The organism is Lewinellaceae bacterium (genome assembly GCA_020636135.1).
In the GTDB taxonomy this organism is placed as follows: Bacteria; Bacteroidota; Bacteroidia; order Chitinophagales; family Saprospiraceae; genus JAGQXC01.
Map to the genome: position 1 here is coordinate 855994 of JACJYK010000001.1, position 26884 is coordinate 882877.

Here is a 26884-nt window from a genome sequence, read left to right on the forward strand (position 1 = left end):
AACAAGTTCAGGGTGCAGGGACATCACAAATACCTCCCTGCTGGTACCAAATGAACCGATCGTGGTCACATGAACTTGATAACCTGGTTAATTGACCGTAACCTTGAAGGATAAATTACACCAAATGAGAAGAATCACCATTGCATTTCTGGTCATCACAAACCTGTGCGGTGTCAAAATGCTGTCTGGCCAGGCTATTGAAAATCCTGAGCAGTTAGCCGTAGAACTTGATGCCCTGGTACAACAGTATCGTGACCTGGATATATTTTCCGGGGTAGTGCTTGTGGCTGAAAATGGTAAGCCGGTCTATCAAAAGGCATTTGGGTTATCCAACCGGGAAAAAGGAACAACCAATACCCTGGGTACGTATTTTGACATTGGATCCATCAATAAGCTGTTTACCAAAGTTCTGGTTATGCAGTTGATCGAAGAAGGAAAGATACAGCCGGACGATCATTTGGGTAAATTTCTGAATGGGTTTCCCGAAGAAGCAGCCGCTAAAGTGACTGTCAAAGAGTTGATTGATCATACTTCTGGTTATGGAGATTATATGCAGGAGCCGGGCTTTTTTGATTTGCCAAAAAGCCAGCAGACAATCCCTGCACTGGTCGAAAGGATTCGTAAAATGCCGCTGGATTTTGAGCCGGGAACAGAATGGCAATACAGCAATGCAGGATACCTGTTGCTGGGTGGTATCATCGAGGAAGTGACTGGTAAGCCATTTTACCAGAACATCCTGGATCGGATTGTGATTCCTCTGGGCATGACCCATACGGTGGTTGACGAAAAGAAGGAAGTTACGGCAAACCGGGCGATCGGGTACATGAAGACGATGTTCGGATCCTTGGAAAACAATGAGAATCTGTTATTGATACCGACACCTGCCGGTGGTTTTATCATGACGGTTGAAGACTTGTTCAAATTTGTTGAGGCTTATTTCTTTTCAGATCAAATGGTAAGTCCGGCAGGAAAGCAATACGACGATTTTTATCCTTTTATCCAGCAGTTGAAGAAAGATGGTGGCGCCATTCCGGTAGCCGGTGGATTCGAAGGTGCCAATGCTCTGGCGTTGGTGGACATTCAACGCCATCTTGATGTCATTGTATTGGCTAACATGGACGAGCCGGTGGCCGAAAATCTGGGCAAGGCCATTTACGGATTGATCGATGGGAAAGAACCAACTGCGCCGGCCCTTCCCCTGATTCCGCAACTCTATTCAGCCTATCGTGATCAGGGCATCGGCTATTTGAAGGAACACTTTGCGGAGCTCATTGCGGGCACCGAAGATCGTGAGCCCGGGGATGTATGGTTGAATCAGATCGGCTACAATTTGCTGTATTCCGGCATGACCTCCGAGGCATTACAGATCTTTAAACTGAATACTGAATTATTTCCGGACATAGCCAACTGCTGGGACAGCTACGGTGAGGCTTTGTTGAAAAGCGGTGACCGGAATGCCGCACTGAAAGCGTACAAACAGGCGCTCGCCATACGTCCTGACCTGCCCTCTGCTCTTGAGGCCATAAAAAAATTGGAAAATTAATGGCCAGCCCGCAGGATTAGAGTCGCAAGTTGGCATTCCTTCTGTGTTTTGGATTACGCCAGTTATCTCTATTGATGGGTAAACAGGTAGTCCGATGCTTCAGCGATCTCTGAACGCTCACTCACTTCGCCGCCAGCCAGATCTGCCAACTTCTGGTAATAGTTTTTTGCTGCTTCGGTATCATTCAGTTTTAGTGCAGATACAGCAGCACCATAAAGCCCATTTAAGCGGTTTGGATGCGTATTCAGATCCATTTGATAGGCCATTAGTGCCTGTTCCGGTCGGTCAATTGTCAGGAGCAGATCGGCAAGAAGCTCCCGGGCAGGCAATACTTCGCATGGGGTCACCGGATGTTTGGTGGTATGGTCTTCACGGTTTGCTGCATCTTCCATCAGGCTCAAGGCCTCTTCAAAATTGCCTTCAGCCCACTTGATCCAGCCTTTAGCGGCCAGTGACTGAATCATGACCTGGTTGGCCTGATAGGTATTATTCGCCCTGGATAATTTTGCCTGGAGCGTGTCAAGTTGCGCGAGCTCGGAGTAGGCTGCTTGGAGATCTCCGGTATGTGCAGCACCGAGTGCACGGGTAAAATGCAGGATGGAAGCTTGCCAGGGAAACTGCTCCCAGGGGAAGTCCATCGGTGGCAGGGTCAAATTTGCTGCGGTTTTCCAATCCTTATTTTCCAAAACCATTCTTGCGGGTATAGCTGCCATGGCATAAGCAACTTTAAAATTTACGGGATATACTTTTTCAAAAGTTTTCAGGTAATCGTTTTGGGCAGCAGCTTGACCATTGTTGCCGCGTTGCAGGTAGGCGTATACAATGTAATCCATGCCATGTAATTCTTCATCCCAATGAGCATTAAATCCTGCCTGGTCTGCATAACAGACTGCTGAAGCTATGGAGTTTAAATTGGACTCAATCGATTCATCCCATAGACCCAATCGGGTAAAAATATGGGAGGGCATATGTTGTGCATGCGCAGAAGCCGGAGCAATTTGCGCATACTTGCGAGCAGTGACCAGGGCCTTGGACGCCAATACCGGATTGTCATAATTGTGGATGATGTAATGGGCTATTCCAGGGTGATTCGGATGGTCTGAGAAAAGGGATTCGAGAATGCTGCCCGCTTTCCGCTGGTTGGTGAAATTTTGATCGGCAGGGTCGGCGGTGGTATTTAGCGCCAGCGCATAGAGGATGGCAGCCTCGTTATCGTCCGGGTATTTCAAATAGATGGCCTCCATTTTGTCAGCCATTTTTTGTGCTCTGGTTTTCGGATCGGCGCTTTCCCAGTGGTGATAATATTCGCCGATGGCAGCAAGGTATTCCGCCTCTCTTTCTGTCTTTGGAATGGTCGCAGCAATTTGTAGGATCTTTTCACCTTTCTTCAATTGTTCCGGTCCCGGCGGCTCCCATAAGGCATGGTAGATGCTCATTGCGATTCCCCAGTAGGCCATTGCACAATTCGGATCGGCATCAATAACCTGTACAAATGCCTTCTCCGCTTCATCGTATTCAAACGAATGCAACAGCGATATAGCCAGCTCAAAAGTTTCCCGGACCGAATAGTCGCAGGACATGGCAAAATCTACTTCTCCGAAGTCTTTCCCGCTGCACATGATGATATCTCCGCGAAGCAGTTCGATTTGGTTCAGGGCAGGATTGGGGTTATTGACTTTTTGATGGCATCTTGATATTGGTCCCAATAAAATCAGGATAATTGCCAGGATAAATGGAATTGAATATTTCATGTACCATGAAATTGATCTTTACAGTAATATTGCCTGAAGCACATTTAATGCCTCTACCTAATTTACGTTAATTTCTTTATTCACGTGGGACATTAACCAATCGAACGAAATAAAACGCATGGACCCGGTAATCCGATGAACAGGTACGGGATATTTAATCTCAAATAATATCACTTCGATCCGCACTGGAAATGTTGAATATTGGGGTCCGTGGACAAACAAAAAGACTATGGGACTCAATACCTAAAATAGATCTGATGTTTTTATTCTGAAGCGCATTCTTCAGCTCCGGGGACTTCAAAAAATAAATGATTGGATATCTACAGCTCTTAAAACCTGTGTTATACTGCGGTATATCCTCCATCAACCAGATAATATCCACCCGTTATAAAGGATGCTTTATCGGAACTTAGGAATAATACCAGTTCAGCGACCTCTTCCGGTTTACCAAGGCGGCCGATAGGATGCCTTTGTCTCAAAAGTTCAAGTAATTCGTCATTAGCGTGCTTTTCTAGGAGGGGAGTAAGGATGTACCCGGGTCCGACAGCATTGCACCGAATGTTCAGAGCGCCGTATTCCGTTGCGATATTTTTGGTGAGTCCCACCAATCCATGTTTGGAGGTGGTGTACGCACTGGATAAAGGTGCTGCGACGGTACCATGGACGGATGCCATATTCACAATAGCTCCACTACCATTGTCCACCATGGCTTTTAGTTGATATTTGCATCCGTAGAATACACCGTTCAGGTTGACATCAAGAACTTTTTTCCAGCTTTCGAGGCTGTAATCACCGGTCAGGGCAGCTTCGCCTCCGATGCCGGCATTGTTGCAGGCAACATCCAGTTTGCCAAATTTTTTGATGGTGGCCTTTAACAGCGCTTCGTTGTCCTCCGGTGTGGAAGTGTCTGCATGAAAATAGGCCGCCGTGCCCCCGACCGCGGTTATCAGGTCCACCGTTTCATTTCCTCCTTCATCAGAGATGTCGGAAACCATCACGGAGGCTCCTTCCCTGGCGTAAGCAAGTGCTACTGCCCTTCCAATGCCTGATCCGGCGCCGGTCACCAGTGCGACTTTTTGGTTTAATGCATTTCCATTCATGGTATGACTATTGATGATCCTGAAAGATCAAACATCTGGAAGTAATTCTGGTTTAAACAATTCTTAATCAGAAAAGAAGGGAAAGGAACCTGTTGGAAAAAGCAATAGCTTTGTTTGACTGAGCTAATCAGAAATTTCAAGCTCCGTTTCAATAGCAAAGATCAGACTCTTGCTCATTGTAATAAAATGATGCCAATGCTGAATCTGGTTTTTCTCCGATGAATATCGCTGATTTACTGCTGCAATAAATTCAATGTTGCGGGATAAACTTTCAATATCCAGCTGCTTGAATGCAGAGGGGTGTCCAATAAATTGATCAAAAAAATCTTTTGATGTGGATAAGGTTTTGAACATGGTCGGAAAAACGACATCGAATTTTTGTTGTGTTGCATATTTGTCGTTTTCATTCAATTTGGAAATGCGGTAATATTCGAAGATCTGTTGACGGAGTAAATCATTACGAATGTATTTTAGGAAACCGGAAGATAAACTTTCATCAAAAGTGCCGCTGTTGACATTGAATTCATTACTGCTGGCCAATGTATAGGCCATTCGAAGAAACTTACCTGAAGTAAACTGGTGGGGGTTACTGAGTGCAATGTAGACCGAATCAATTTGTGCTGTTCTGTCTTTCGCTGTTATAATGTTATAGGTTAATTGTAAGGTATCGTTAATCAAATCTTTTTTAAGACTTAGTAATATCCTGTTTTCTTCCTGATGGTGTTGCCTCCTTTCATTCCATTCATTGATTTGCAGGGCAATGAGGATCCCGATCACCACCAGAATAATTTCACCAATAGCATATACAAGGTATTTACTGAATCGATTTTCAGACAGCCATAACCGGCGTAAATTTCTGATAAAATTGCTCATAGATATTAATTTATCTGCTGGTGGAAGACTTCGTTTGTTAGAAGCCTATGGGCAAAGCAATACTTTACCGGCGGTCATGTTGGCTAAATAATCTTCGATTCCACCATCAAATTCATCCAGCGAGATTTTTTTTTGGATGATTATCTCCTGCCCGGACGATATTAATTTTTGGGCATTTTTTAAAATCTTTAATAATTTAAGCAGCGGTTGCCGGGTTATCCATTCCGACAGCCAGAACCCGCTTACTTGTTTTCGTTCAAACAGGATATTGGTCACATCAGCGGTAAAGAAATCCCCGGACAAGCGTCCATAAATGCGGACTTCACCACCTTTGGGCAGGGCGCTTAATAGATCCTGTGTGCTGGAGCCACCAATGGCGTCAAAAGCAATCATAGCGTTTTCCTGCTTGCAAATAGCTCTTAATTGAGTAAGGTAGTCTGCATCACTGCTGTTTAACACGAATTCAGCGCCAAGTTTGGCAAGCAGCTCCACCTGTTCCTGCCGGTGAACAACATTGATGAGGGTTATTTTTGCATCCGAACACGCTTTGATGAGCATTTTCCCCAATGCACTGGCGGCCGCCGTATTCACCATCGCCTTATAATTATTTTTCTTACAGATATCGATAAAGGCCAGCGCCGTGGTAGGATTAACCATGAGCATGGAGCCCTGATCAACCGGTAGGTCTTTCATTAATGGGGACACAAACGTAAAATCGGTGACCATGTATTCTGCCCAGGAGCCATTGCCGGTCAACGGGGCAAAACAAGCTACATTTTTTCCACGCAGGCGTTTGGCAAGAAAATGATTGCCGGTAGCTACCACCTGACCACTTGCTTCAAAGCCGGGAATAACCGGTAAGGATTTCTTGTTTGGGTATTTTCCCTGCAGAAAAATGGCATCGGAGGGATTGATAGGCGACGCGGCAATTTTTATCAAGACTTCCCTTTTGTCCGGTTTGGGTACATCTAAAACCTTCAGCTCAGGCTTTTTTCCATATTCGGTGAGCCATAAGGCTTTCATTTTGTCAGGGGATCGGTTTTCCATTGTTTGGCTATTTTTAACTGATGGAGCTATTTGATTCCAATTTCTTCTGTGGCTGTATTACTGATCGGTTTCTACTGACTCAATATAGCGTGCAAACTCCTTAGAGAAACCTGATTTATGACTTTCCCAGAATCGATAAAATGGGTCGATATCCAGCTGGCTCTGGTAATAGCCATTCCATCCTTGCCATATCTTTTCTTCCATGGCCCCTTTATGATAGGTAATGAATGCGAACTCCCAGGCATTAAACATGTCCGCAATGAAGGTATTGAGCTGGATAACCTGGGCAGGCAATAGAGAGTCCTGGTTCGTCAGTGCTATTTCATAGATTTCTGCGAATCCCGGCACCCGGAACCAGGCGTTTTTTTCCATATCCATCGACACCAGAGCCTGATGATTAGCGACTTGTACGGCTTTCGTGTTTTGCCTTATACTGATTCCTACATAGATGAGGGAAATGACTACCGCGACAGCCCCCACAATTTCCGAGATCTGGGCATATTTTTCGATTTTCGCATTCATTGATCATTTGGTTTTTCAGGGTGCTGCTGGACATGTTCAATATATGATTTCCAAGTGGGATTTTCTCCGCTCCGTGTTGAATCGAAGCATTTGACAGCATTTAGTCCTACTATAGTCTGATCGATCCATCATAGAGAACCAGGGATGCTTGGCCAAGCTGAATGATCATTTCGGGATTATTGAAACCGGGCTAAACCGAAAGGGCATCCATCAGCTGCTGATTTAACGGGTTGGATTTTTCGTATGTTTCCTTTTTGGTGGCCAATTGTCGCCTCCCATGGACCCAATACTAGTTACTCCTGACCAGGGCCTTCATTGGATAAAATCTATCCTGTTTTAACCGGCCTGTTCGTAAGCTGCCCGGAGCCAGTCTATTACCTCCGTGTCAATATCCTCGATACTGGTAAGGTTAATCTTATGTGAACACATCGCGTTGGAGCTGGGAGCCAGTTTCCCCTGATTTTCAAGCTCTTTCAGGTTCAGACCGACCTCAAATCGCGTTTTTGTAGCCGGTTGCAAAAGAGCAAATTGTTTCTTGCGCCGTAAACTCACGTAGGCCCGCTTGGGCGCTACTTCGACATCTTTGCCGAATAGTAAGATCCCTTGCATCAGTTTGTCAAAAATCGGACGCATGTGTTCTTTCCCCTTGTACTGCTCTTCGATGAGCTCGTCTTTATTTTCCACAGAACCGGCATCTGCTTCCCGGGCTTTCATAGCCACCAGATTGGCAAATCCATGGGTAAAGCCATGCTCCGTCTTTAGGTATTTTAGGATCTCACCGTGCTTGGCAAATTGTTCTTTGCGGACAATGGCTACCCATTCCTCCAAGGTCTTCCCTGTGTTTTTGTGCAGGTTGTCGATCATGGTTTGTGTTGCTTTATCCATGGTGTTGTTATTTTCTGTTATGATGAAATCCTGTAAACACTGGTTTGCTGTACTTTACGCATTCAATTTGGTGAATTTATGGATAATCTGGTCATGTTCAGGGTAAAGCCTGCTCCGGAGTTGCCCAGAACTTCTACCATTAATTTTCCATCCGAGATGTTGGTGTATATGATTTTGTTGGGAAAGTCATGTTCCGGGTTTTCAAACGAATAGCTGGTAAGACTTCCAGGTACAAGCTTAAATACAACGGTTTTACCGTCATTCTGATCCGGCACTGTAGCCGCATAATACAGGTTGCCATTTTTAACCCAAATCTCCAGCGACTCGGTAATTATTTTTGTAGAATCCTTCATGACAAACGAATATCCTTAAAGGTGATTTCCGGATATTTTTTTCCACGTTTCAAAAGTATTTTTTCCATCGATTTGCCAGGTGCCTTCCAGAAATAATGGAAAATTAATCTGGCTATTTGCAGCGAGATTCAGGAAAAGGAAAACTGCCGGAATTATTATGCGTACAATCATATTATTCGGGTTCATTGAGACCGGTGATCAGGTCCACGACTTATGATAAAGATAGCGCATATTGGTCAATCTACCGGGGCGAAGGCCACGCAGGCATTCTGAGACTTCTGGTCACCTAACCGTGTTCCACCATTCTTTAAACTGCTGGTTTGGATCATTTAGATCAACGGGCTCGCCGATCATTGGAGTGACCAGAGGTACTCCGTTTAATTTGGATAGGTCACTGATTCTTCTCAGCGGATCATCCCAGGCATGTGCGGCTAATGCAAATTTTGAGGAATGAACCGGAAACAACCGCTTTGCTTTTAAGTCCATTGCCGCTTGTAAGGTGTCTTCGGGGTGGTTATGAATGTATTTCCAGGCTTTGTCGTACTGTCCATTGTCTAATATGGCCAAATCGATCGGAGTATATTTACTTCCAATGGCCGCATAATGCTTATCGTAACCACTATCACCTCCCAGGTATATGGAAATCCCCGGGGTTTTAAGCAGATAAGAGACCCATAAGGTTTTGTTTCTGGTTAGTTTTCGACCGGAGAAATGCCTCGCCGGTTCAACAAAAACAGTAAAGTCAGTATCTATTTCCACCTTTTCATACCAGTCTTTTTCGATAATTGTTTCCGGGGAATAACCCCAGTGTACGAAATGGGAACCTACCCCTAATCCGCACAGGATGGTTTTGATTTTGCTTTTTAGGGCAATTAGGGTTTCGTAATCGACATGGTCGTAATGATCGTGCGTAATCAACAGATAATCGATGTCCGGCAGGTCGGCTGCCGAATAGCGATCGGTGCCCAAAAATGATTTTACGGTTCCGGGCAGGGGAGAGGCGTTGCCACTAAAAACAGGATCCACTAATATCCGTTTTCCGTCGACTTGGAGGTAATACGATGAATGTCCGAACCAGACCAGTATATTGGAATGAATCGGAAGGTTTTTTAGGTCGGTTTTTATAGCCGGGATTTCGTCTTTCGGATATTGTCGCGACTTGTTCTTAAAATAGTTCTCGTATATAATGCTGAAATAATTGTGCCCTTCGGTAAGTGCAGGGGTTTCGGATAAATTTTGGAATGCCCCTTTTCGAAAGTTTGGAGAATGAGCTATTCGGGCAAGATGCGGACCTCGCGGATCTTTACCGAACTTGGCCTGGCGCATATACAACCAGACAGCTGTGATCAGGATTCCGGTTAAAGAAAGTATTACAACCATGGTCCAATTCATCGTTGATGTGAAAACCCTTCTACAGACATCACAGGAATGACTTCCCCGCCGGTATTCGATGCGTGACGGTTACTGGTTATTTGTACCTGACTTTTGGTTATTTATTACATGTTTTTCTCTGGCTCAAACGACAGCATGGTTAAGGTACACACAGATCCTTCCCCCGTAGCAGAAGTAAAGGTTAAATACAAATTGTGGACGCCATCCGTTTTTTGAATGGCAACCGGCCTATTAAACATAGCGGCAGCCATTCCATCCCTGGTTTCGATATTTGCACTACCGATCACCGGACCATCCGCAGCGTCAAGATGAAAATCCACGACACCACCAGCCATAAAGCTTGCCGGCGCACTACCGGTCAGGGTTATGGAGCCGATCCCGGTCAGATCGATATCGTTGTATGCAACATACCCTCCGGAAGCACCAATAACGATCTCCATGTCTTGAGTGATCCCGGGAGCCTGCCCGGCTTTGAGCTCATACTTTTGTGCTTTATCTACGGCATCGAAAGCTGCTGCAAGGATAGTGGGACGCCTTAAAACGACCACATCGCGCGCTTCGAGAGGACCGACCTGATTACCTCCTTGATCGGTATAGGAAGCGATCAGAATGTATCGGTCGTTGAGCAATCCGGGTTTCTGCTTGTTCAGGTCTATCTTCCCGCTGGAGGCCAGATTAGTAGCCTTGGGTTTTTCGTCTGCCAGTGATAGAATATACTGGACTATAAGCTCAGCCTCTTCTTTTTTGAGTGCCGGGTGGGCTGCCATGGCAGTCTCTCCCCATACACCGCCACCTCCATTGATGACTTTGTCTGCCAGATAGGAAACGGCATCGGTAGCCCCGTGATATTTTGCGGCAACATCCAAATACTTGGGGCCGATTGAAGCGATATCGATTTGATGGCAGGTCATGCAGTCGCTACCATTAAGGAGTTCTTTGCCACGGATCAAACTGGATGCCATAACCTGGGAAGCATGATCAATGGCACTTTTATTGATATCTGCTCCGTCCTCAATGTAGTCCATGGTAACGATAACGTGTGCCGGATCGATACCTGAGGCTATGCTTCCATCTTCCTTGTCGGTCACATCAACCTGATACCCCAGTTGTTCATTGTCCCAGAAGAACGATTGGTTGCCATCCAGCTTCCAGGCGACGGATGGCGGCTCGTTACCAACACGAATGGTTTGGGTTAAGGATGCGGTATTTCCTGCCTTGTCCGAGACGGTCATTTTTACATCGTAAATCCCGGGATCTGCAAAATTATGAGTCATGGTTGCTCCATTTCCGGATACTTTCTGATCTCCGATCATCCAGGTATACTCCAGATTGTCACCATCGTAGTCCTTGGATTTTGCGGCAGAGAAGTTGACCACCAAAGGTGCTGCCCCAACATCTTTTGTTGCGGTCAGGTCAGGGACAGGAGGCCGGTTGCCTGCGGTATAGGTCAGATGAACGAGCCGGGCATCCGGATTGAGGTGAAACCATACGGTCCCGTATTCCAGCATGAACATATCGCCCTGTGGAGACATGACCACGTCGATCATGTTGTTCCAGTGAATGCCGGGCAGAAATCGTTCCATGCTCACAAAGTTTCCGGCGGAGTCCATGGTGACCGACATGATCCAACCCCGGATCCAATCATAGGTGAACAATTTTCCATCGTAATAGGCGGGGAATCGTGCCGGGTTGTCCGGATAATCATTGAGGTGGAATACAGGACCGGCCATGGCATTCCGTCCGCCGGTTCCGACCAACGGAAAATCAGGTGAATTGGCATAAGGATACCAAATGTAGGCTGGTTGAGCGGGTGGAAGGATTTTAGCTCCGGTATTGTTTGGTGATGTGTTTTCGGGAGCCATCGGATCCCGTGGTTCTCCTAACTTTCCGGTGGCAAAATCATAACGGTTATAGGCATAGTTATTCCCGATGAAGTATGGCCAGCCAAAATAGCCGGCTTTACGGGCTTGATTAACTTCATCGTATCCGCGGGGCCCACGGCCGATGCTGTCTTTATTGGCGTCAGGTCCTACATCCCCCCAGTAAAGGTAGCCAGTATGTTTATCAATGGAGGTCCGGAATGGATTCCTGCACCCCATCACAAAAATCTCCGGTCTTCCCTGACTGCCGTCTTTAGGAAACAGGTTGCCATCTGGAATGGTATAGGTGCCGTCCGCCTCCGGATGAATACGCAGGATCTTACCGCGTAAATCGTTGGTATTGCCGGAGCTACGCTGTGCATCCCAGGCACTGCGTCCCTGACGTTCGTCGCTTGGATTGTATCCTTCGGACGCAAATGGGTTGGTATTGTCTCCTACCGACAGGAAAAGTTGTCCGTCATTTCCAAATTCAACACTTCCTCCTGAGTGGCAACATTCATCGCGCTGCGTGTTGACTTCCAGGATGACCTTCTCCGAAGCCATGTCGATTGTCTTACCGTCAAAATTAAAACGTGACAAGCGATTGACCACTTTGCCTACCGGTGAGTAATAAAAATAGATCCAGTGGTTGCTGGCATAATTTGGATCGAGGGCCATACCCAGCAGGCCATCTTCCAGTTCATGGTGTACCGTCATGTGGGTAATGGTGGAGATTTTTTGATCAGCGGGGTTGTAAGCTTTGATGTCGCCTTTGCGTTCGATCCAGATCAATCGTCCATCGGGAAGGTATTCCAGTTCCATCGGTTCATCAAGATGGTCGGTCAGTACCACTTTGGTGAAGCGGTTCTCCTCGGGGGCCACAGTAGGCTTGGTGTAGTCGGGAAGCTGGCCGTTGCCGGTCACATATTGGACCGCGCCCCAGATCATCTGAATGTATTCCGGTTCGCTGTAGGTCTCATCGGTATGGCCCATGCCGGTGTAGAAAACCTTTCCCCCTCCATATTCCTGAATCCAGGTTATGGGGTGCTGCTCTCCATTGGTTCCTCCTTCATAGGACGATTCGTCCAGGTTGATCAGAACCTGAATGTCAGGGCTAATATTCTTGTAGTTGTACCATTCATCGGTGCGTTCCCATCGTGCAGGTAGGTGCGAAGTACAGATGTGGTCTTTAACGACGACATCGGAAGCACCATCACGGACATTGGGATTGCTCGGGTGTCCGTTGAAATAAGCGCCGACCAGCTTGCCGTACCAGGGCCAGTCGTATTCTGTATCGGCAGCGGCATGTATTCCGATAAAACCGCCGCCGGCGGCTACATAGCGTTGCATCTCCTGCTCTTGCTCTGGATTCAGAACATCACCGGTTGTGTTCAGGAAAACTACAGCGTTGTAGTTTTTTAGATTTTGCTGGGTGAATTTAGTGGCATCTTCCGTAGTGTCAACAGTGAAGCCATGATCCTTAGCCATTTGAAAGAACATCGCCTGGCCGGCAGGAATTGATTCGTGGCGGAATACCGCAGTTTTTGAAAAGACCAGCAAACGAATTGCAGGTGTCTTGGAACATTGCCATTGAAGAAATGTCAGAATAAGTACAAGAAATACCAGCGACCTTTTCATTTTAATACTGTTGATTTTATTGACTCGATGAAGCAGCAGTGTTCAAGGGCTTACCAGTTTACCCACCACATACCACAACAATAATAGGGAATTCAGGGCGATTCACCTGCTCCATTTTACCGAAGATCGAGGTACACAGCCAGCTCGTGGATGAAATGCAGGAGGAGACCGACATTCGTGCGGGGCAGTAAAATTCAAAAGGAATGGATTTGGATTGAATACCAGATCGCGATGGAGCAAGCCTGGAGAAGATAAACTGTTTGATGAGGAATTGCTAAATGGCTCAATTGCCGGAGCATGATGTATAGCCGGGATCTTATTCGACCTGCAATTTAGGCGACTGATTTAATAAGAACTCAGGATTAACCCACAATAAGTACCTATTACATATTATAACTAATTAAGTTATTAATACCCAGGAATATATGCATGTTTAACTCAATGTGTATACATTATTAATGTATTGTATTGATTATCAAACTATCTTAAGCATGGTGATTATAGGTAATATGTCAGGCTGTGATAAGTTAATCATTTTAGGTATGTATAAATTACCTATTACATATAATTTATGAGTCTAATACTTCATTCCTGCAGTCAAATGGAGGCCGGCCATGAGAAGAAGCCATCATGAGGACTCTGCCAATTCAGTTAATATTTGGAAAGTGATGAATTTGCCACCGGTCTTCCCGGGAAAAAAGAAATGCCGAGGTACGGAGAAAACGGCCTCGCCGGAAAAGTTGTCAGCTTGACAATCTTTCATGTGCAATACACATAACTTTCATGGAGGTAATGAAATAGTATTCACCTCAATGGTTATAGTGCATTTCTCAATGCTTTGTACTGTTTGTCACTTGGAAATCAAAATCAGACAGAGGGTTCCTGCTGGCTGAGGCAATGAAAGCTGCCCAGTCCCCAGATGATATCGCGGGAATCGATTCCGACTACCTGACGGCCGGGGAAACAGTCCTGAATGATCCGTAAGGCAGTGTCATCCTTTGAGCTATGAAATACCGGTACGATAACAGCATGGTTGGCAATATAGAAGTTTGCATACGATACCGGTAAACGCTGACCCTGATAATACACCGGATCAGGCATGGGTAATTCTATGATGTTTAAGGGTTGCCCATCACGTAAACGCATGGATTGAAGCTGTTTCAGATTCTGTTGCAACAAGGCGTGATTCTCATCCCGGACGTTGTCCTCGATCACAGTGAGAACGGTGTCCCGGTTAACAAACCGAACGGTGTCATCGATATGGCCATCGGTGTCGTCACCAATGATGCCTTCATCGACCCAGAGTATCTGTTCCACGCCATAATATTCGCAAAGCAGTGCTTCAATCTGGCCCTGATTGAGATCCGGATTTCGGTTTGGATTGAGCAGGCAGGCGGTGGAAGTTATCAGGGTGCCGTCACCATTGAACTCAACCGAACCGCCTTCCATAACGATACCCGGGTAGAAAACGGGCAATCCCAGCTTTTCTCCGATCAGGGTAGGAATTACATCATCGAGATCGTACGGAGGATATTTACCACCCCAGGCATTATAGCCCCAATCAATGATGGCTTTGGGCTGGGCAGCATTCGGGTTAATTACAAATGCAGGGCCGTGATCCCTGCACCATGCGTCATTCGTGGGATGGTGATAGAACCGTATCCGGTCCGGAGATACCCCCGCTTCGTGAAGCATCTGCCGGGCTTTCACCTTCATAGCTTCATCTACGACATTGATCCGGACCTCTTCACTTTTCGTTACTTCCTTGATAAAGGCGCAATAGGACGGATAGATGGTTTCGATCTTGCCCGGCCAGGTATCCGGGTTATGCGGCCAGCTCAGCCACATGGCTTCGTGCGGCTCAAATTCAGCAGGGAACCGGTATCCGAGTTGTCGGGGCGTCATGGCAGTGTTATCCATAGATTATACTTCGTCGATGAACCTTTTCTGCAGAGGTTGGTAAGAATCGATTCGGCGATCCCGCAGGAAAGGCCAATGGGTGCGGTAGCGATCCGATTGAGCCAGGTCAATGTTTTCCACATGGATCTCCTCCTCTTCATGGGATGCCTGATACAGTATGCGGCCGAAAGCATTGGTTATGAAGGAGCCACCCCAAAATTGCATGGCACCATTTTGCTCGAAACCTACCCGGTTGACCGATATGACAGGGACACCGTTGGCCACACTGTGGCTGCGCTGGATGGTCTGCCAGGCCTGGTATTGCTCACTGTTGGTTGCCTCATCCTGGTCGGTCGCCCAGCCTATGGCAGTTGGATAAAAGAGCATTTCCGCGCCCATCAGAGCGGTAATGCGGGCAGCTTCCGGATACCATTGGTCCCAGCATATCAGGACACCTATGGTGCCATAGCTGGTCTTGAACGTTTTGTATCCTAAATCACCGGGTGTAAAGTAAAACTTCTCATAATAGGCCGGATCATCAGGGATGTGCATTTTGCGGTATTTGCCAAGGTAACTCCCATCTGCATCCAGGATGGCCACCGTATTGTGATAGAGACCAGGGGCCCGCTTTTCAAAAAGGGATGCAATGATGACCACATTCAACTCTTTGGCCAATGGTCCCAGAACATTGGTTGAAGGTCCGGGTATCGTCTCTGCGAGGGCAAAATTGTCGTAATTCTCCTCGTCACAGAAATAGAGTGAAGTGAACAACTCCTGCAGGCAGATGATTTGTGCTCCCTTTGCGGCAGCCAGTCGGATCCGCTGCTGAGCTTTATCCAGGTTTTGAGCCTTGTCCGCCACACAGCTCATCTGAATAATACCCACCTGTACATTGGCCATAGTTATTGCATTTAGCGGTGCAAAATTAACGTTTTCCCGCTTTGGACGCAGCAATTCGCACAAGTAACGGGAAAAGGAATCGACCACATTCAAAATTAGGTTAACCAAGCAATTCCCAGGGGCAGGTCTCCGGTTGCAATTTTTTGATTAATTCCGGGCCCATTCAACATGCAACATCCACCTTCAAAATTACCATGTGACTCCCGTCACGCAGACTACCGGGAGAATGTTTCACTTTTGTGATGCGGTTCGACGGTAACCGGACATTTCTAAATCCTTAATCAACTCCTCGTGAAAACAAAAAAAGTATCCTTCAAAGACATCATCAGCAGCAACAAACCGGTTCTGGTGGATTTTTCAGCCGAATGGTGTGGCCCCTGTAAAGCCATGGCGCCGGTACTCCAGCAGGTAGCATCCAAAGTGGGTGACAAAGCACGGATCGTCAAAATTGATGTTGACCGTAATCCGACCCTGGCCAGCAAATACAAGGTCCAGGGTGTACCGACCTTTATGATCTTTAAAAAAGGTAAAATGCTGTGGCGTCAGTCGGGGATGCAACCCATGCAATCCCTCGTGAGTTTGCTGGAAAAAGAAGCCGCTTCCGCCTGATATACTCTTCAGGGTGTTTCACTACCCGGATTCCTGAGGGACCGGCATGAACACCTGCTTAAAATAATTAATATCTAATTCACTCCATTATAAGGAGTCTGGCTGTAAATGTCTTATTTTGCAGCCATGAGCAAGCCCTTGATTTTAGTGACCAATGATGACGGGATCGTGGCGCCTGGCATCCGGGTATTGGTTGACATCGTCCGTGCCCATGGCGATGTCGTCGTGGTTGCACCCGATTCTCCCCAGTCGGGTAAAGGCCACGCAGTGACCCTGGAGGAGCCGCTGCGGATCAATAAGGTGAATGTATTCCCGGGCCTGGAAGCCTATGAATGCAATGGTACACCCGTCGATTGTGTCAAACTGGCTAAACACATCGTCCTGAAAGACCGTAAAGTGGATTTATGTGTATCGGGTATCAATCACGGTTCGAATGCATCCATTAACATCATTTATTCAGGCACCATGTCTGCCGCCATGGAAGCATCCCTGGAAGGAATAAACTCCATCGGGTTTTCGCTATTGAACTTTGCCTTTGATGCAGACTTCAATCCTTGCCGGCCTTACGTGGATAAGATCGTCCGGGATGTGATGGAACGTGGCATCCCGCACAGCCGTCTGCTCAATGTCAATATTCCTTACCCGGACCATGGCCGTATCCGTGGTATCAAGGTGTGCAAGCAGGCGGAGGGCCGCTGGCGCGAAGAATTTATGGAGGCAGTGGATCCGCGAGGCCAGAAATACTATTGGCTTACCGGTGTATTTCAGGTCGATGATCATGCTGACGACACTGACATCTGGGCGCTGCAAAACGATTACATCTCGGTGGTGCCTTCCGGACATGACCTGACTACTTACGCTTCATTACCTGGACTAAAATATTTGGAAGTATGACGTTTTTTAAACGCAACAATCTGGCATTGGGTTTATTGCTGGGAGTATGCCTGCCGGTAGCCCTGTACGGGATCCTGCTTACGATTTACGATTTTATGGAAGACCACGATTTATTAGCCAATGTCAGTTTCTCACCAACTTTCCGAACACGTACCCTTGCATTGGTAGCCATTTGTTCCAACTTGCTGTTGATGCGTTTGTTTAGTAAAAACTATGCACCTGACAGCATGCGCGGAGTGGTTTTAGCTACCTTCCTTCTCGTAGTTGCCTGGGTTGTTCGCTTTGCCAGCGTATTGTTTGGATAGATTGAGTGATCTCTGATTTTTAGTTACTTCATAGCTCAATCAATTCATGACAAGAGATCTTACAACCTATGGATCCCTTCCTCGTGATGGGACAATGACAGTGGGAGCGATTGCACAAACAAAAGGTAATTTCCATTCTGGCCATGAATAAGAAATGCCAACATAAACCTATCTTGAAATCCTTAACCAATTAAATATACAGCCATGGATCATCAACTAAATAGCCGGAGGAAATTCATCAGATCTTCCGCTATAGCTGCCACATTCCTGGGGATTGCTCCCGATCAGATGAGTCGCAGCGCCATAGAGCGCAAGCTGGAAGATCTTACTTCAACACCGCAGGCACGGGGAAAGTCGGTCATGGGCCTGAAGAAAGCGCCGCTGGATCAGGTTAAAGTCGGGATGATCGGATTGGGTAACCGGGGAAGCTTCCACGCCAAACTGGTCCATGCTCTGTATCCCAAGGCCAAACTGACAGCGATCTGTGATATCCGGCCGGAATATGCTCAGAAGACAGCGGATTTTTTAAAAGAGAATGGACAGAACCCTGCCGTGTATACAGGGAATGCCGATGCCTGGAAAGAGATGGTAAAGCGGGATGATATCGACCTGGTTATCGTGGTGACTCCCTGGGAAAACCATGTACCCATGTGTGTCGAAGCCATGCGTCAGGGTAAACACGTAGCTACTGAAGTGCCTGCTGCCGTGACCCTTGCCGAACATTGGGAAATGGTCGATACCGCAGAAGAGACCCAGCTCAACTGCATGATGATGGAGAATGTCTGTTACGGGGATGAAGAGCTCTGGCTGCTGAATATGGCAGAGCAGGGCGTCCTGGGTACACTGACCTACGGTGAATGTGCCTACATCCACAATTTGCGGGACTCCATGCTGAGTAAGACTGGCTATTACAATCAATGGCGGATACGCCATCATGTTACGACTGACGGGAATCTGTACCCCACCCATGGTCTGGGCCCCGTAGCACAATACATGGGCATCGGAAGAGGAGACCGCTTTGATCATCTGGTTTCGATGTCTTCGCTTCAGGCGAGCTTGTCTGAAGCTTCCCGGTCCATTGAGCCAGACAATGAGTTTTACAATCGGACCGATTACGCCCATGGCGATATGAACACCTCATTGATCAAGACAGATAAAGGCCGGTTGATTACCGTTCACCATGATGTGGTGACGCCACGGCCTTATAACCGGATTAATGCACTGGCTGGTACGAAAGGATATCATGAAGGTTACCCGAGCCGGCTCTCCATATTGGGTAAAGAAGAACATGATTGGCTGCCCGAAGAGGAATACAAGAAATACCGGGAACAATACAAGCACCCCATCTGGGATAAGTTGAAGGCTGAAATCGAGAAGAATGGCGGGCATGGCGGTATGGACTTCGTGATGATGTATCGCCTTATCGACAATCTGCACCAAGGATTGCCTCTGGATATGGATGTCTACGATGCGGCAGTATGGTCCGGGGTGACGCCGATCTCCGCGATATCCGTTCAACTGGGTTCCAGTCCGGTACAGTTTCCGGATTTTACCCGAGGCCATTGGCAGGGGAACCGCAAGTTAAGTATCATGGAAAGTGTCTGATCCGGGTCCGCAGTCAACAGTAATGGCTGATTTGGGTTAAAGGAAGCATCATGCGTTATTACGTCATTGCAGGCGAGGCATCCGGCGATTTGCACGGAAGCAATCTGATCAGGGCAATTCATACCCTGGACAAGGATGCTACCATATATGCCTGGGGTGGCGAGAAGATGGAGGCTGCCGGTGCCCAACTGCGCAAGCATTATAAGGATCTTGCTTTCATGGGATTTGTGGAAGTAGTCAGGCACCTGGGTACCATCATGCGAAATTTATCATTTTGCAGGGAGGACCTATTGGCCTTTAAGCCGGATGCGCTCATTTTGATCGACTACCCGGGTTTTAATATGCGGATCGCGAAATGGGCAAAATCAAAGCAAATCCCGGTTTATTACTACATCTCTCCTCAAATCTGGGCCTGGAAAGAAAAACGTGGATATGCACTGAAGGCCAGTATACGCAAGATGCTGTGTATTTTGCCTTTTGAGCCGGCATTCTATGAAAGATTTTCGATGAAGGCAGATTATGTCGGACATCCTTTATTGGATGTGATCCCGGAATACAAGGCAGAACCATTGAGTCTTGAAACTGAACTGCCGGTTATAGCAATCTTACCCGGTAGCCGCAAGCAGGAAATTGAACGGTTGCTCCCTGTCCAGCTGGGTGTCGTCCGTCATTTTCCAGGCTATCAATTCGTCATCGCAGGTGTACCTCATCAGGATTCATTGCTGTATTCCGATATTATCCATAATGCGGGCCTGCGGGATGATCAGGTTCCGGTCATTACTGGCCGTACCTATGATTTATTGGCATCGGCCTCGGGAGCTGTTGTTACCTCCGGAACGGCGACACTGGAAACCGCCTTGTTTGGGGTTCCTCTAGTGGTCGTGTATAAAGGGAGCCCGGTATCCTACCAGATAGCTAAAAGGCTGATACGCGTCAAGTACATCTCGCTGGTCAACCTGATCCTGGATAAACCATTGGTTCCCGAATTGATCCAGGATGAGTGCACTCCTGAGAGTATTGTTCAGGCCCTCAGGGTCCTGTTGAATCTGAATGCGGAAGGACAGTGGGCGAAAGAAGTGGTTAAACTAAAGGCCATTCTTGGAGGTCCGGGCGCATCACAGCGGGCGGGGGAGCTTATTTGTCAGGACGTTCCAGTCCGGGGATAAAAAAAGTCAACCGGTTATGGTCGACTTTTTCTTGAGAATGGTAACCCTTAAAGCGAAATATTGAAACAAATTTCTTTTAATCGAACTATACTCTTTTGTATAGCCATCCATACGCTGCAAATGTATCGCCTCTGTGTTAACTGAGTATGAACGGCTCATTTACATATTGTTAATTAAACGATGGTCTGTAATGGTTTGTTGCCTGACAACTAAAAAATTAGCATCAAAACGGAATTACCCACCGGATGGGTGGATATGATCTGATCTATTCCATGGCATGACCCAACTCATCAATTCGGATTGGCACACCTGCTAACTTGTGAAATTCAGAAAATGCCAACCTTAATACTTCAGATTACGGACACCACTGAAGGGGTTGTCTTTGTAGCCTAATGATCACAAATTTTACAAATTATGGATGCGAAATTATCCAATCCGGCGCCTCTGGGCCTGATGGGTTTTGGTATGACCACCGTATTGCTGAATATCCACAATGCAGGATTTTTCCCGGTAAGCGCCATGATCCTGTCGATGGGTATATTCTACGGAGGCATTGCGCAGGTAATTGCAGGGATTCTTGAATTCCAAAAAGGAAATACATTTGGTACCACCGCTTTTACCTCCTATGGATTGTTTTGGATCACCCTGGTTGCCTTGTGGGTATTTCCGGAATTTGGCTGGGCAAAAGGCGAAGCTACCGGGGCAGCATTTATGGGATGGTACTTATTCCTGTGGGGTGTGTTTACTTTCTTTATGTGGATAGGGACATTTAACAAGAACAAAGTCCTGCAGTTCATCTTCCTTTCCCTCTGGATCCTGTTTTTGCTTCTTGCTATCCGGGATTGGAGTGGCTCAGCCATCATCGGCACCATTGCTGGTTGGGAAGGCATGGTATGTGGGGCATCAGCAATTTATCTGGCAATGGCCGAGGTGATTAATGAGACACGTGAAAAACAAATCTTACCGGTCGGATAAAGATCAGCGCTTTAAAGTACGGACACCATAGACCACACCAGCGGTGTTGCCTTCATGTCCCTGGAAGCGGACGCGGACGGTATTTTTGCCATGGCTCAATGCAGGAGGGATCGGATATTCCACGTCAAAAAAAACACCCGGGAAGTTCTCATTCAGTTGTTGGGAGCCGATAATCTTTCCATTGATCAGGATGTCAAACGAACGTTTGCCGCGGTCTGAACCCCAATAAGTTGCCAACAGTTGCATGGGGGCCTGTGGGTCGACTTTCATGTCAAATTCAAAATAACCTCCGTTGCGGGCATCACGACCTTTCCGGCCGGATTCGTCGTAGACATAGGAGGCTTCCACACTGGTGAGATGGTGATCACGCTCGGGTTGCATTTCCCCTAATCGCATGATGTCCACAGTCCTTTTTTCGATTTCGGCTTCTTTTTGTTGCTTGGCGAGGAAATCTTTTTTGCGCTGCTCCCATCCGGCATCGGTAAAGTAATCGAGGTACGTGGTATATCGGATGGTATCGGCCCGGTAAAACGGTATAAAGGAAAGTTCGTAAGGTCTCCCACTATGTTCAGAGTGAAAAGCCAGAGCCTGTTCGTCCTGGATTACCCAGGAATTGGGTGAACGATCTTCTGTGACGATCACAGGTACTTCGAACAACGGATCCTCCACTGTTTCAGGCAGTTTCCCGGCCAATACGTACGGGCCGTACAGCAGTGCGATACGGTCCGGGTTGTCCGGCATGGATTCTTCCTGCAGACCAGCCGGCATTTCGATGCGGACCACATCACCGTCATGCCAGATACGACGGATCACGGCATAATCAGCAGTCTTGTAATGAGACAGGACAGGCGCTCCGTTAACCCAGATGCGCATGCCCTGGGTCGCCCACGCAGGATGTCTTAATTTCAAGGTGAATTCATGGGGAGCATCACAACCGACCTTCATGGTTACAGCCCCGGTGGCCGGATCTCCGGTCTGACTCAGTTGTACTTCCTTTGCTTGCCAGGACAAAACACTGGGCAGATAAAGATTAACCATCAGGCTGCCATCCATCCCGGTAAAATAGATGTGTTCGGCGTATTTGCCGTGGTTCTCCATGGCGGTCCCGACACAACACCAGAAAGAGTTGAACTTGTTGCTGAAATGCCTTTTGGTACCCTGCCGTAAAGGGATAAAATAACAATATGCTCCGGGGCCGTCGATGGATGCCAGGATGTGATTGTACAGGGCCCTTTCGTAGAAATCGGCATAAACGGGATCTCCCGACCAGGTGAATAAATGCTGGGTCAATTTCAGCATATTGTACACATTGCAGCTTTCTCCGGTGGCATCGCTGAGTTTATCGTTCAGCTTGTCCGCTGTTCCGAAATATTCCGAAATGCCATGGCTGCCGGTGACATAGGAATGGTGATGGACCACGCGATCCCAGAAAAATTGAGCTATGGCGGAGTCCTGAGCATCTCCGGTCATTTCATAACGCCGGGCGCAGCCGATCACTTTTGGGATCTGGGTATTTCCGTGTTTGCCAGCGAGATTGTCTTCTCTGTGTGCCAGGGGATCCAGCACGGCCCGGTCGTGAAATTTGCGGGACAAATCCAGATATTTCTTATCCCCGGTCAACGCGTAAAGATTGACCAGTGCATCGTTCATCCCACCATATTCGCAAAGCAGCATCTCCTGCCATTGCGCTTCTGAAAGGCCGGCAAATTTAGTATCAACCCAGTCGGCAAATTTGATGGCAATATCCAACGCTTTTTTATTCCCCGTATACTGGTATACATCCTGCAGGCCGGCAAATACTTTGTGCAGATTGTACCAGGGAGACCAGAGTCCGTTGAGGTCAAAACCGCGGGAAACGATCTGGCCGGAAGCGATCACATTCCAGGTTGAGTCTTCTTTCGGAATGGCACCGATATATCCTGTTCCTCTCGCATCCTGGCAGCGCGCCAGTTCATCCACGACATAATCTGTACGCTCTTTATAAGCATCGTCACCGGTGGCAGCATACATCTGGGCACAACCTGTGAGGTAATGTCCCAGGCTGTGGCCGGACAGGGTGCCTTCTTCCCAGCCGCCATATAAATCACCTTTGACAGGTAATCCTGCGTATTCATGAAAACGGTGTAAAAGCCGGTCAGGGTCCAGCTCGAGGAGATAGGCGCCATTCATATCCATGGCCCTCTTGAAAGGAGAATCCAGGAGGCGGATATCAGCCAGCGAAAACCCTGTTGCTTTCGGCTGGATGGCTGGTTGCACTTTCAGCAGTTGACCTAATTCCAGGGTAGGCGCCATATTCTGACCTGGTAATGTGCCACCGGCAAAAAGAACGGCAATCGAAAAGTATATTCCACGGTGCATGTTCCTGAATTTCAAAAGTTCAATCGAAAATAGGCAAAAAAAATCCCCGCCCGAAGGCAGGGATCTCAACAGGTCAATCAAAATTGACGAAAATTAGTTAGCTGCGATTATTCATCGGCGGCAAGAAATTCTTCTTTGGAGCGAACCTTAATCGGTTCCTTTTTGGCTTTAACCAGGAGGCCATTGATGGTATTGAGTTGGGTGTGAATGGTTTCCATTGATTTTAGTGCTTCCTGAAGCTTTCCGTCCAACAAGGTCAGGTTTTGCATTTGAGCCTCTGTAGGCCGGCCATTGTAACCTACGACCTCTCCATAAAGCGTTGATATTTTCTCGCGTAACAAGGGTTCAGCTGTGCCCACATAATTATCCCCCGTCATGACGACCAGTGGTTCCTTAAGCTTTTCCAGTCCCATGACAAACCCTGGCAGGAGGTTGGCGATTTTTTTATTTACCGGATCGGATTGCAATTTCATGCCAGCCTCGTGAAGGTTGTCAATCTCGTCCACCAGGTAAGCCAGATCTTCATTCATATGATAAAGTTTCATGGCTGTCTCGTGCTGAGCAATATGATCTGCTTCCGAATGAATTGATTCCGGATCGTATTTTAGCATTAGATCTTCTTCAAAGATGTTCTTGCCTTTGGTGATCCGCACCTTATAGGTTCCGGCAGGGACGGTAGGCGAACTGAAGCCCCCGAAGGCCAGCGTTTTACCTTTGGCCACCTTGGGTCGCTTATAGCTGTAGTTCCAGTCCACGATATTGATGCCCTTGGATTTTCCCGGAGTGACGACTGAAATGACATTTCCGTCCTTATCCAGAATTTCCATGACCATTTTGCCAAAGGTGTGTCGGCTCTTCATAAAATAAGCGATCTGTGCTGCTGAAGATGGGTTTTCCCCTACAAATTCGCCAACACCGGAATAACCTGCATAACCACTGGCTTCATGGATGATGGCTGTTTTATTTTTCAGGAAATGCAACTCCTGAGTCGTGACTTCCGGAGTGATCTGGCGCAATAGGTTGATGTTGTCGATCACGATCAATCCGCGGCCGTGGGTAGCCAGCACGATGGCATCATCCCGTTCCTGCTGAGCAATCCAGTGGACGGCTACGGCAGGTACGTTATTCGTAAACTGTGACCAGTTCTGGCCTCCGTCCAGGGTGATGTACAGCCCTAATTCAGTACCCAGGAATAACAAATTCCTGTTTTCGTAATCCTCCCGGATGGTCCGGCAGAATCCTTTGATATCCGGGGTGACCAGTGATTTCCAGGTCTTGCCACCGTCGGTTGTCTTGTATACGTAGGGATTCATGTCGCTGGCGGTGTGGCCATCAAATACGGCATATGCGGCTTGTTTGTCAAAGTGGCTGGGTTCAATAAAATAGGCCCAGGTGTTTTTCGGTAAGTCTGGAATGTTTGCCGTTACATTGCTCCAAGATTTTCCACCGTCAAAGGTCACCTGGACATTTCCATCGTCGGTTCCGATCCAGATTACCTGCTCGTCAACCGGAGATTCGCCGATCGCAAAGATGGTGCAATGGTTCTCTGCGCCTGAGTTGTCGGTGCTTAATCCTCCCGAATTTGCTTGTTGTTGTTTCGCAGGGTCGTTGGTGGTCAGGTCCGGCGAGATCTTGGTCCAGCTTTCGCCACGATCGTTCGATTTGTGGAGGTATTGACTGCCGATGTATAACCTGTCGGGGTTATGGTGGCTGGTGGTGATGGGAGTATTCCAGTTAAAACGAAGCTTAGGATCTCCCTCCTGGGCATAGGGCTTGATGGTTTTGGACTGATTTTTTTTCAGGTCAAAGCGCCAGACACCTTCTGCACCCTGCATCTCTGAATAGACGATATTGGGGTCGCCCGGATTGGGGAATACACGGAATCCATCTCCGAATCCCACACCAATCCAGTCGCGGTTTTCTACGCCTCCCGGCTTTGAGGAAACACCGACCCAGGAGCCATTGTCCTGCAGACCACCATAGACTTTATACGGATTTTGATTATCCACAGCCACCTGGTAAAACTGCGATACAGGTAACCCTTTGACCATCTCCCAGGCATTCCCGCCATCCCAGGAACGGTAAACCCCACCGTCGCAACCTAGATAGATCGTCGATGGGTGATTGGGGTCAAACCAGAAATCATGCAGGTCTGAATGAACGCCACCGTTAATATCGCGGAAGGTCTTTCCACCGTCCTTACTGATGGATCCATTTAATCCGGCCTTGACAATGATGTCCGGATTGGTAGGGTCAATGACGATACGGGAAAAATAGAAAGGTCTTACCGTGAGTCCAAAATCCGAGTTCAGGTGTTTCCAGGTTTGACCGGCATCTTCTGAACGGTACAATCCTTTGTCCTCTGCCTTTTCCGCTTCGACCACGGCGTAAACAATGTCCGGATTGGAAGGCGCGATGGCGATGGCAAAGCGGCCCAGTTGGCCTGCCGGGAACCCATTGTGTATCTTATTCCAGGTTTGTCCTCCGTCCGTGGATTTGTAGAGTGCACTAGATGCTCCTCCAGAGCTGAAAGACCAGGCAGTGCGGCGAAACTCCCAAAAGGCTGCATAGAGGACCTTGGGATCACGGGGATCCATGGCCAGGTCAGAACAGCCGGTTGTAGGATTTACGTACAGGATTTTTGACCAGGTCTTACCACCGTCGATGGTCTTATATACGCCGCGATCTTCGCTGTCGCCCCACAGAGCGCCCATGACCGCAACATAGACGACGTCGTGATTCGTCGGATCAATCTGAATGCTGGCGATGTGTTCGGATTTTTCAAGGCCCATGCTGTTCCAGCTCTGTCCACCATTAGTGGTCTTGTAGATTCCGTCACCTATAGAGACGCTGTTACGGGTCCAGGTTTCACCGGTACCTACCCATACCGTCTGATCCGGATCGGTAGGGTCGACAGCAATGGCGCCAATGGATTGGGCATATTTATCGAAGATGGAAGAAAAGGTCACACCGGCATCCACAGAACGCCAGACACCGCCGCCGGCAGCTCCCACATATATGATCCTGGAATCTGTCGGGTGGCCGGTGACGCGGGAAATACGGCCACTCATCAATGCCGGGCCGATGTGGCGGCCTCTCAGTCCACCGAAAAGCTCTTCTCCTTTAATGGTAATGGGCTGTTGGCTGAAAGTGGGTAAAGAAAGCAGCAACGCTGCGACCAACGTATATAGTTTTTTCATTATATCATCA

At 47.7% G+C, this 26884-nt stretch carries 20 protein-coding genes; 7 read left to right on the forward strand and 13 right to left on the reverse strand.

From position 1 onward, the window contains the following. The first annotated feature begins 124 nt into the window (after positions 1-124). Positions 125-1543 carry a serine hydrolase gene (locus H6570_03220; protein ID MCB9318267.1) on the forward strand — a complete coding sequence of 473 codons (1419 nt, stop codon included), beginning with the start codon at positions 125-127 and terminating at the stop codon, positions 1541-1543. Positions 1544-1611: 68 nt separating this feature from the next. On the opposite strand, the gene H6570_03225 is transcribed toward H6570_03220, so the two are convergent. From H6570_03225 to H6570_03275, 11 genes are all read right to left on the reverse strand, one after another. Continuing rightward, positions 1612-3294: a hypothetical protein gene (locus H6570_03225; protein MCB9318268.1), complete on the reverse strand. Its 1683-nt coding sequence runs from the start codon at positions 3292-3294 to the stop codon at positions 1612-1614. 341 nt (positions 3295-3635) lie between these two features. Further along, positions 3636-4394: an SDR family oxidoreductase gene (locus tag H6570_03230; GenBank protein MCB9318269.1), complete on the reverse strand. Its 759-nt coding sequence runs from the start codon at positions 4392-4394 to the stop codon at positions 3636-3638. Between the two features lie 123 nt (positions 4395-4517). After that, a complete protein-coding gene (locus tag H6570_03235) occupies positions 4518-5267 on the reverse strand; it encodes a hypothetical protein (GenBank protein MCB9318270.1) in 750 nt (249 codons plus the stop codon). A 45-nt stretch (positions 5268-5312) separates the two neighbouring features. Beyond that, the gene (locus tag H6570_03240; protein MCB9318271.1) at positions 5313-6314 is read right to left on the reverse strand and encodes a zinc-binding dehydrogenase; all 1002 of its coding nucleotides are present in this window, start codon (positions 6312-6314) and stop codon (positions 5313-5315) included. A gap of 57 nt (positions 6315-6371) precedes the next feature. After that, a complete protein-coding gene (locus tag H6570_03245) occupies positions 6372-6836 on the reverse strand; it encodes a hypothetical protein (protein ID MCB9318272.1) in 465 nt (154 codons plus the stop codon). A gap of 336 nt (positions 6837-7172) precedes the next feature. Further along, the gene (locus H6570_03250) at positions 7173-7721 is read right to left on the reverse strand and encodes a DUF4287 domain-containing protein (protein ID MCB9318273.1); all 549 of its coding nucleotides are present in this window, start codon (positions 7719-7721) and stop codon (positions 7173-7175) included. 62 nt (positions 7722-7783) lie between these two features. Next, the gene (locus tag H6570_03255) at positions 7784-8074 is read right to left on the reverse strand and encodes a hypothetical protein (protein ID MCB9318274.1); all 291 of its coding nucleotides are present in this window, start codon (positions 8072-8074) and stop codon (positions 7784-7786) included. Between the two features lie 282 nt (positions 8075-8356). Continuing rightward, complete coding sequence (locus tag H6570_03260) at positions 8357-9454, reverse strand: MBL fold metallo-hydrolase (GenBank protein ID MCB9318275.1); 1098 nt, start codon at positions 9452-9454, stop codon at positions 8357-8359. A 116-nt stretch (positions 9455-9570) separates the two neighbouring features. Beyond that, positions 9571-12963 (reverse strand): ThuA domain-containing protein, encoded by a 3393-nt coding sequence (locus tag H6570_03265; GenBank protein MCB9318276.1) that lies wholly within the window; start codon positions 12961-12963, stop codon positions 9571-9573. 867 nt (positions 12964-13830) lie between these two features. Next, complete coding sequence (locus H6570_03270) at positions 13831-14883, reverse strand: agmatine deiminase family protein (GenBank protein ID MCB9318277.1); 1053 nt, start codon at positions 14881-14883, stop codon at positions 13831-13833. Between the two features lie 3 nt (positions 14884-14886). Then, entirely contained in the window at positions 14887-15762 is an 876-nt protein-coding gene (locus tag H6570_03275; GenBank protein MCB9318278.1) for a carbon-nitrogen hydrolase, read from the reverse strand. Positions 15763-16053: 291 nt separating this feature from the next. Between H6570_03275 and trxA the strand changes: the two genes are divergently transcribed. The 6 genes from trxA (at position 16054) to H6570_03305 (ending at position 21316) form a co-directional block, all read left to right on the forward strand. After that, positions 16054-16371, forward strand: coding sequence for a thioredoxin (trxA, locus tag H6570_03280; protein MCB9318279.1), 318 nt, complete (start codon positions 16054-16056; stop codon positions 16369-16371). 126 nt (positions 16372-16497) lie between these two features. After that, positions 16498-17265: a 5'/3'-nucleotidase SurE gene (gene surE, locus H6570_03285; protein MCB9318280.1), complete on the forward strand. Its 768-nt coding sequence runs from the start codon at positions 16498-16500 to the stop codon at positions 17263-17265. Then, a complete protein-coding gene (locus H6570_03290) occupies positions 17262-17570 on the forward strand; it encodes a hypothetical protein (protein ID MCB9318281.1) in 309 nt (102 codons plus the stop codon). Before surE ends, H6570_03290 begins: the two co-directional genes overlap by 4 nt. 204 nt (positions 17571-17774) lie before the next feature. After that, positions 17775-19175: a Gfo/Idh/MocA family oxidoreductase gene (locus H6570_03295; GenBank protein MCB9318282.1), complete on the forward strand. Its 1401-nt coding sequence runs from the start codon at positions 17775-17777 to the stop codon at positions 19173-19175. A 50-nt stretch (positions 19176-19225) separates the two neighbouring features. Further along, positions 19226-20341, forward strand: coding sequence for a lipid-A-disaccharide synthase (gene lpxB / locus H6570_03300; GenBank protein MCB9318283.1), 1116 nt, complete (start codon positions 19226-19228; stop codon positions 20339-20341). A gap of 414 nt (positions 20342-20755) precedes the next feature. Next, entirely contained in the window at positions 20756-21316 is a 561-nt protein-coding gene (locus tag H6570_03305; protein MCB9318284.1) for an acetate uptake transporter, read from the forward strand. Positions 21317-21319: 3 nt separating this feature from the next. Here H6570_03305 and H6570_03310 read toward each other — a convergent pair whose 3' ends face one another. Together H6570_03310 and H6570_03315 are read right to left on the reverse strand one after the other, a co-directional pair. Beyond that, positions 21320-23674 carry a glycoside hydrolase family 127 protein gene (locus tag H6570_03310; GenBank protein ID MCB9318285.1) on the reverse strand — a complete coding sequence of 785 codons (2355 nt, stop codon included), beginning with the start codon at positions 23672-23674 and terminating at the stop codon, positions 21320-21322. 107 nt (positions 23675-23781) lie between these two features. Continuing rightward, entirely contained in the window at positions 23782-26874 is a 3093-nt protein-coding gene (locus tag H6570_03315; protein MCB9318286.1) for a hypothetical protein, read from the reverse strand. Positions 26875-26884: the final 10 nt, after the last annotated feature.

Excerpts from the sequence above, each read along its gene's own strand:
- H6570_03290 (MCB9318281.1), top strand. The coding sequence starts at position 17,262 with ATGACGTTTTTTAAACGCAACAATCTGGCATTGGGTTTATTGCTGGGA.
- H6570_03240 (MCB9318271.1), bottom strand. The coding sequence starts at position 6,314 with ATGGAAAACCGATCCCCTGACAAAATGAAAGCCTTATGGCTCACCGAA.
- H6570_03315 (MCB9318286.1), bottom strand. The coding sequence starts at position 26,874 with ATGAAAAAACTATATACGTTGGTCGCAGCGTTGCTGCTTTCTTTACCC.
- H6570_03310 (MCB9318285.1), bottom strand. The coding sequence starts at position 23,674 with ATGCACCGTGGAATATACTTTTCGATTGCCGTTCTTTTTGCCGGTGGC.
- lpxB (MCB9318283.1), top strand. The coding sequence starts at position 19,226 with ATGCGTTATTACGTCATTGCAGGCGAGGCATCCGGCGATTTGCACGGA.
- H6570_03305 (MCB9318284.1), top strand. The coding sequence starts at position 20,756 with ATGGATGCGAAATTATCCAATCCGGCGCCTCTGGGCCTGATGGGTTTT.
- H6570_03275 (MCB9318278.1), bottom strand. The coding sequence starts at position 15,762 with ATGGCCAATGTACAGGTGGGTATTATTCAGATGAGCTGTGTGGCGGAC.
- surE (MCB9318280.1), top strand. The coding sequence starts at position 16,498 with ATGAGCAAGCCCTTGATTTTAGTGACCAATGATGACGGGATCGTGGCG.
- H6570_03220 (MCB9318267.1), top strand. The coding sequence starts at position 125 with ATGAGAAGAATCACCATTGCATTTCTGGTCATCACAAACCTGTGCGGT.
- H6570_03260 (MCB9318275.1), bottom strand. The coding sequence starts at position 9,454 with ATGGTTGTAATACTTTCTTTAACCGGAATCCTGATCACAGCTGTCTGG.
- H6570_03265 (MCB9318276.1), bottom strand. The coding sequence starts at position 12,963 with ATGAAAAGGTCGCTGGTATTTCTTGTACTTATTCTGACATTTCTTCAA.
- H6570_03225 (MCB9318268.1), bottom strand. The coding sequence starts at position 3,294 with ATGAAATATTCAATTCCATTTATCCTGGCAATTATCCTGATTTTATTG.
- H6570_03245 (MCB9318272.1), bottom strand. The coding sequence starts at position 6,836 with ATGAATGCGAAAATCGAAAAATATGCCCAGATCTCGGAAATTGTGGGG.
- H6570_03230 (MCB9318269.1), bottom strand. The coding sequence starts at position 4,394 with ATGAATGGAAATGCATTAAACCAAAAAGTCGCACTGGTGACCGGCGCC.
- H6570_03270 (MCB9318277.1), bottom strand. The coding sequence starts at position 14,883 with ATGGATAACACTGCCATGACGCCCCGACAACTCGGATACCGGTTCCCT.
- H6570_03255 (MCB9318274.1), bottom strand. The coding sequence starts at position 8,074 with ATGAAGGATTCTACAAAAATAATTACCGAGTCGCTGGAGATTTGGGTT.
- H6570_03295 (MCB9318282.1), top strand. The coding sequence starts at position 17,775 with ATGGATCATCAACTAAATAGCCGGAGGAAATTCATCAGATCTTCCGCT.
- H6570_03235 (MCB9318270.1), bottom strand. The coding sequence starts at position 5,267 with ATGAGCAATTTTATCAGAAATTTACGCCGGTTATGGCTGTCTGAAAAT.
- H6570_03250 (MCB9318273.1), bottom strand. The coding sequence starts at position 7,721 with ATGGATAAAGCAACACAAACCATGATCGACAACCTGCACAAAAACACA.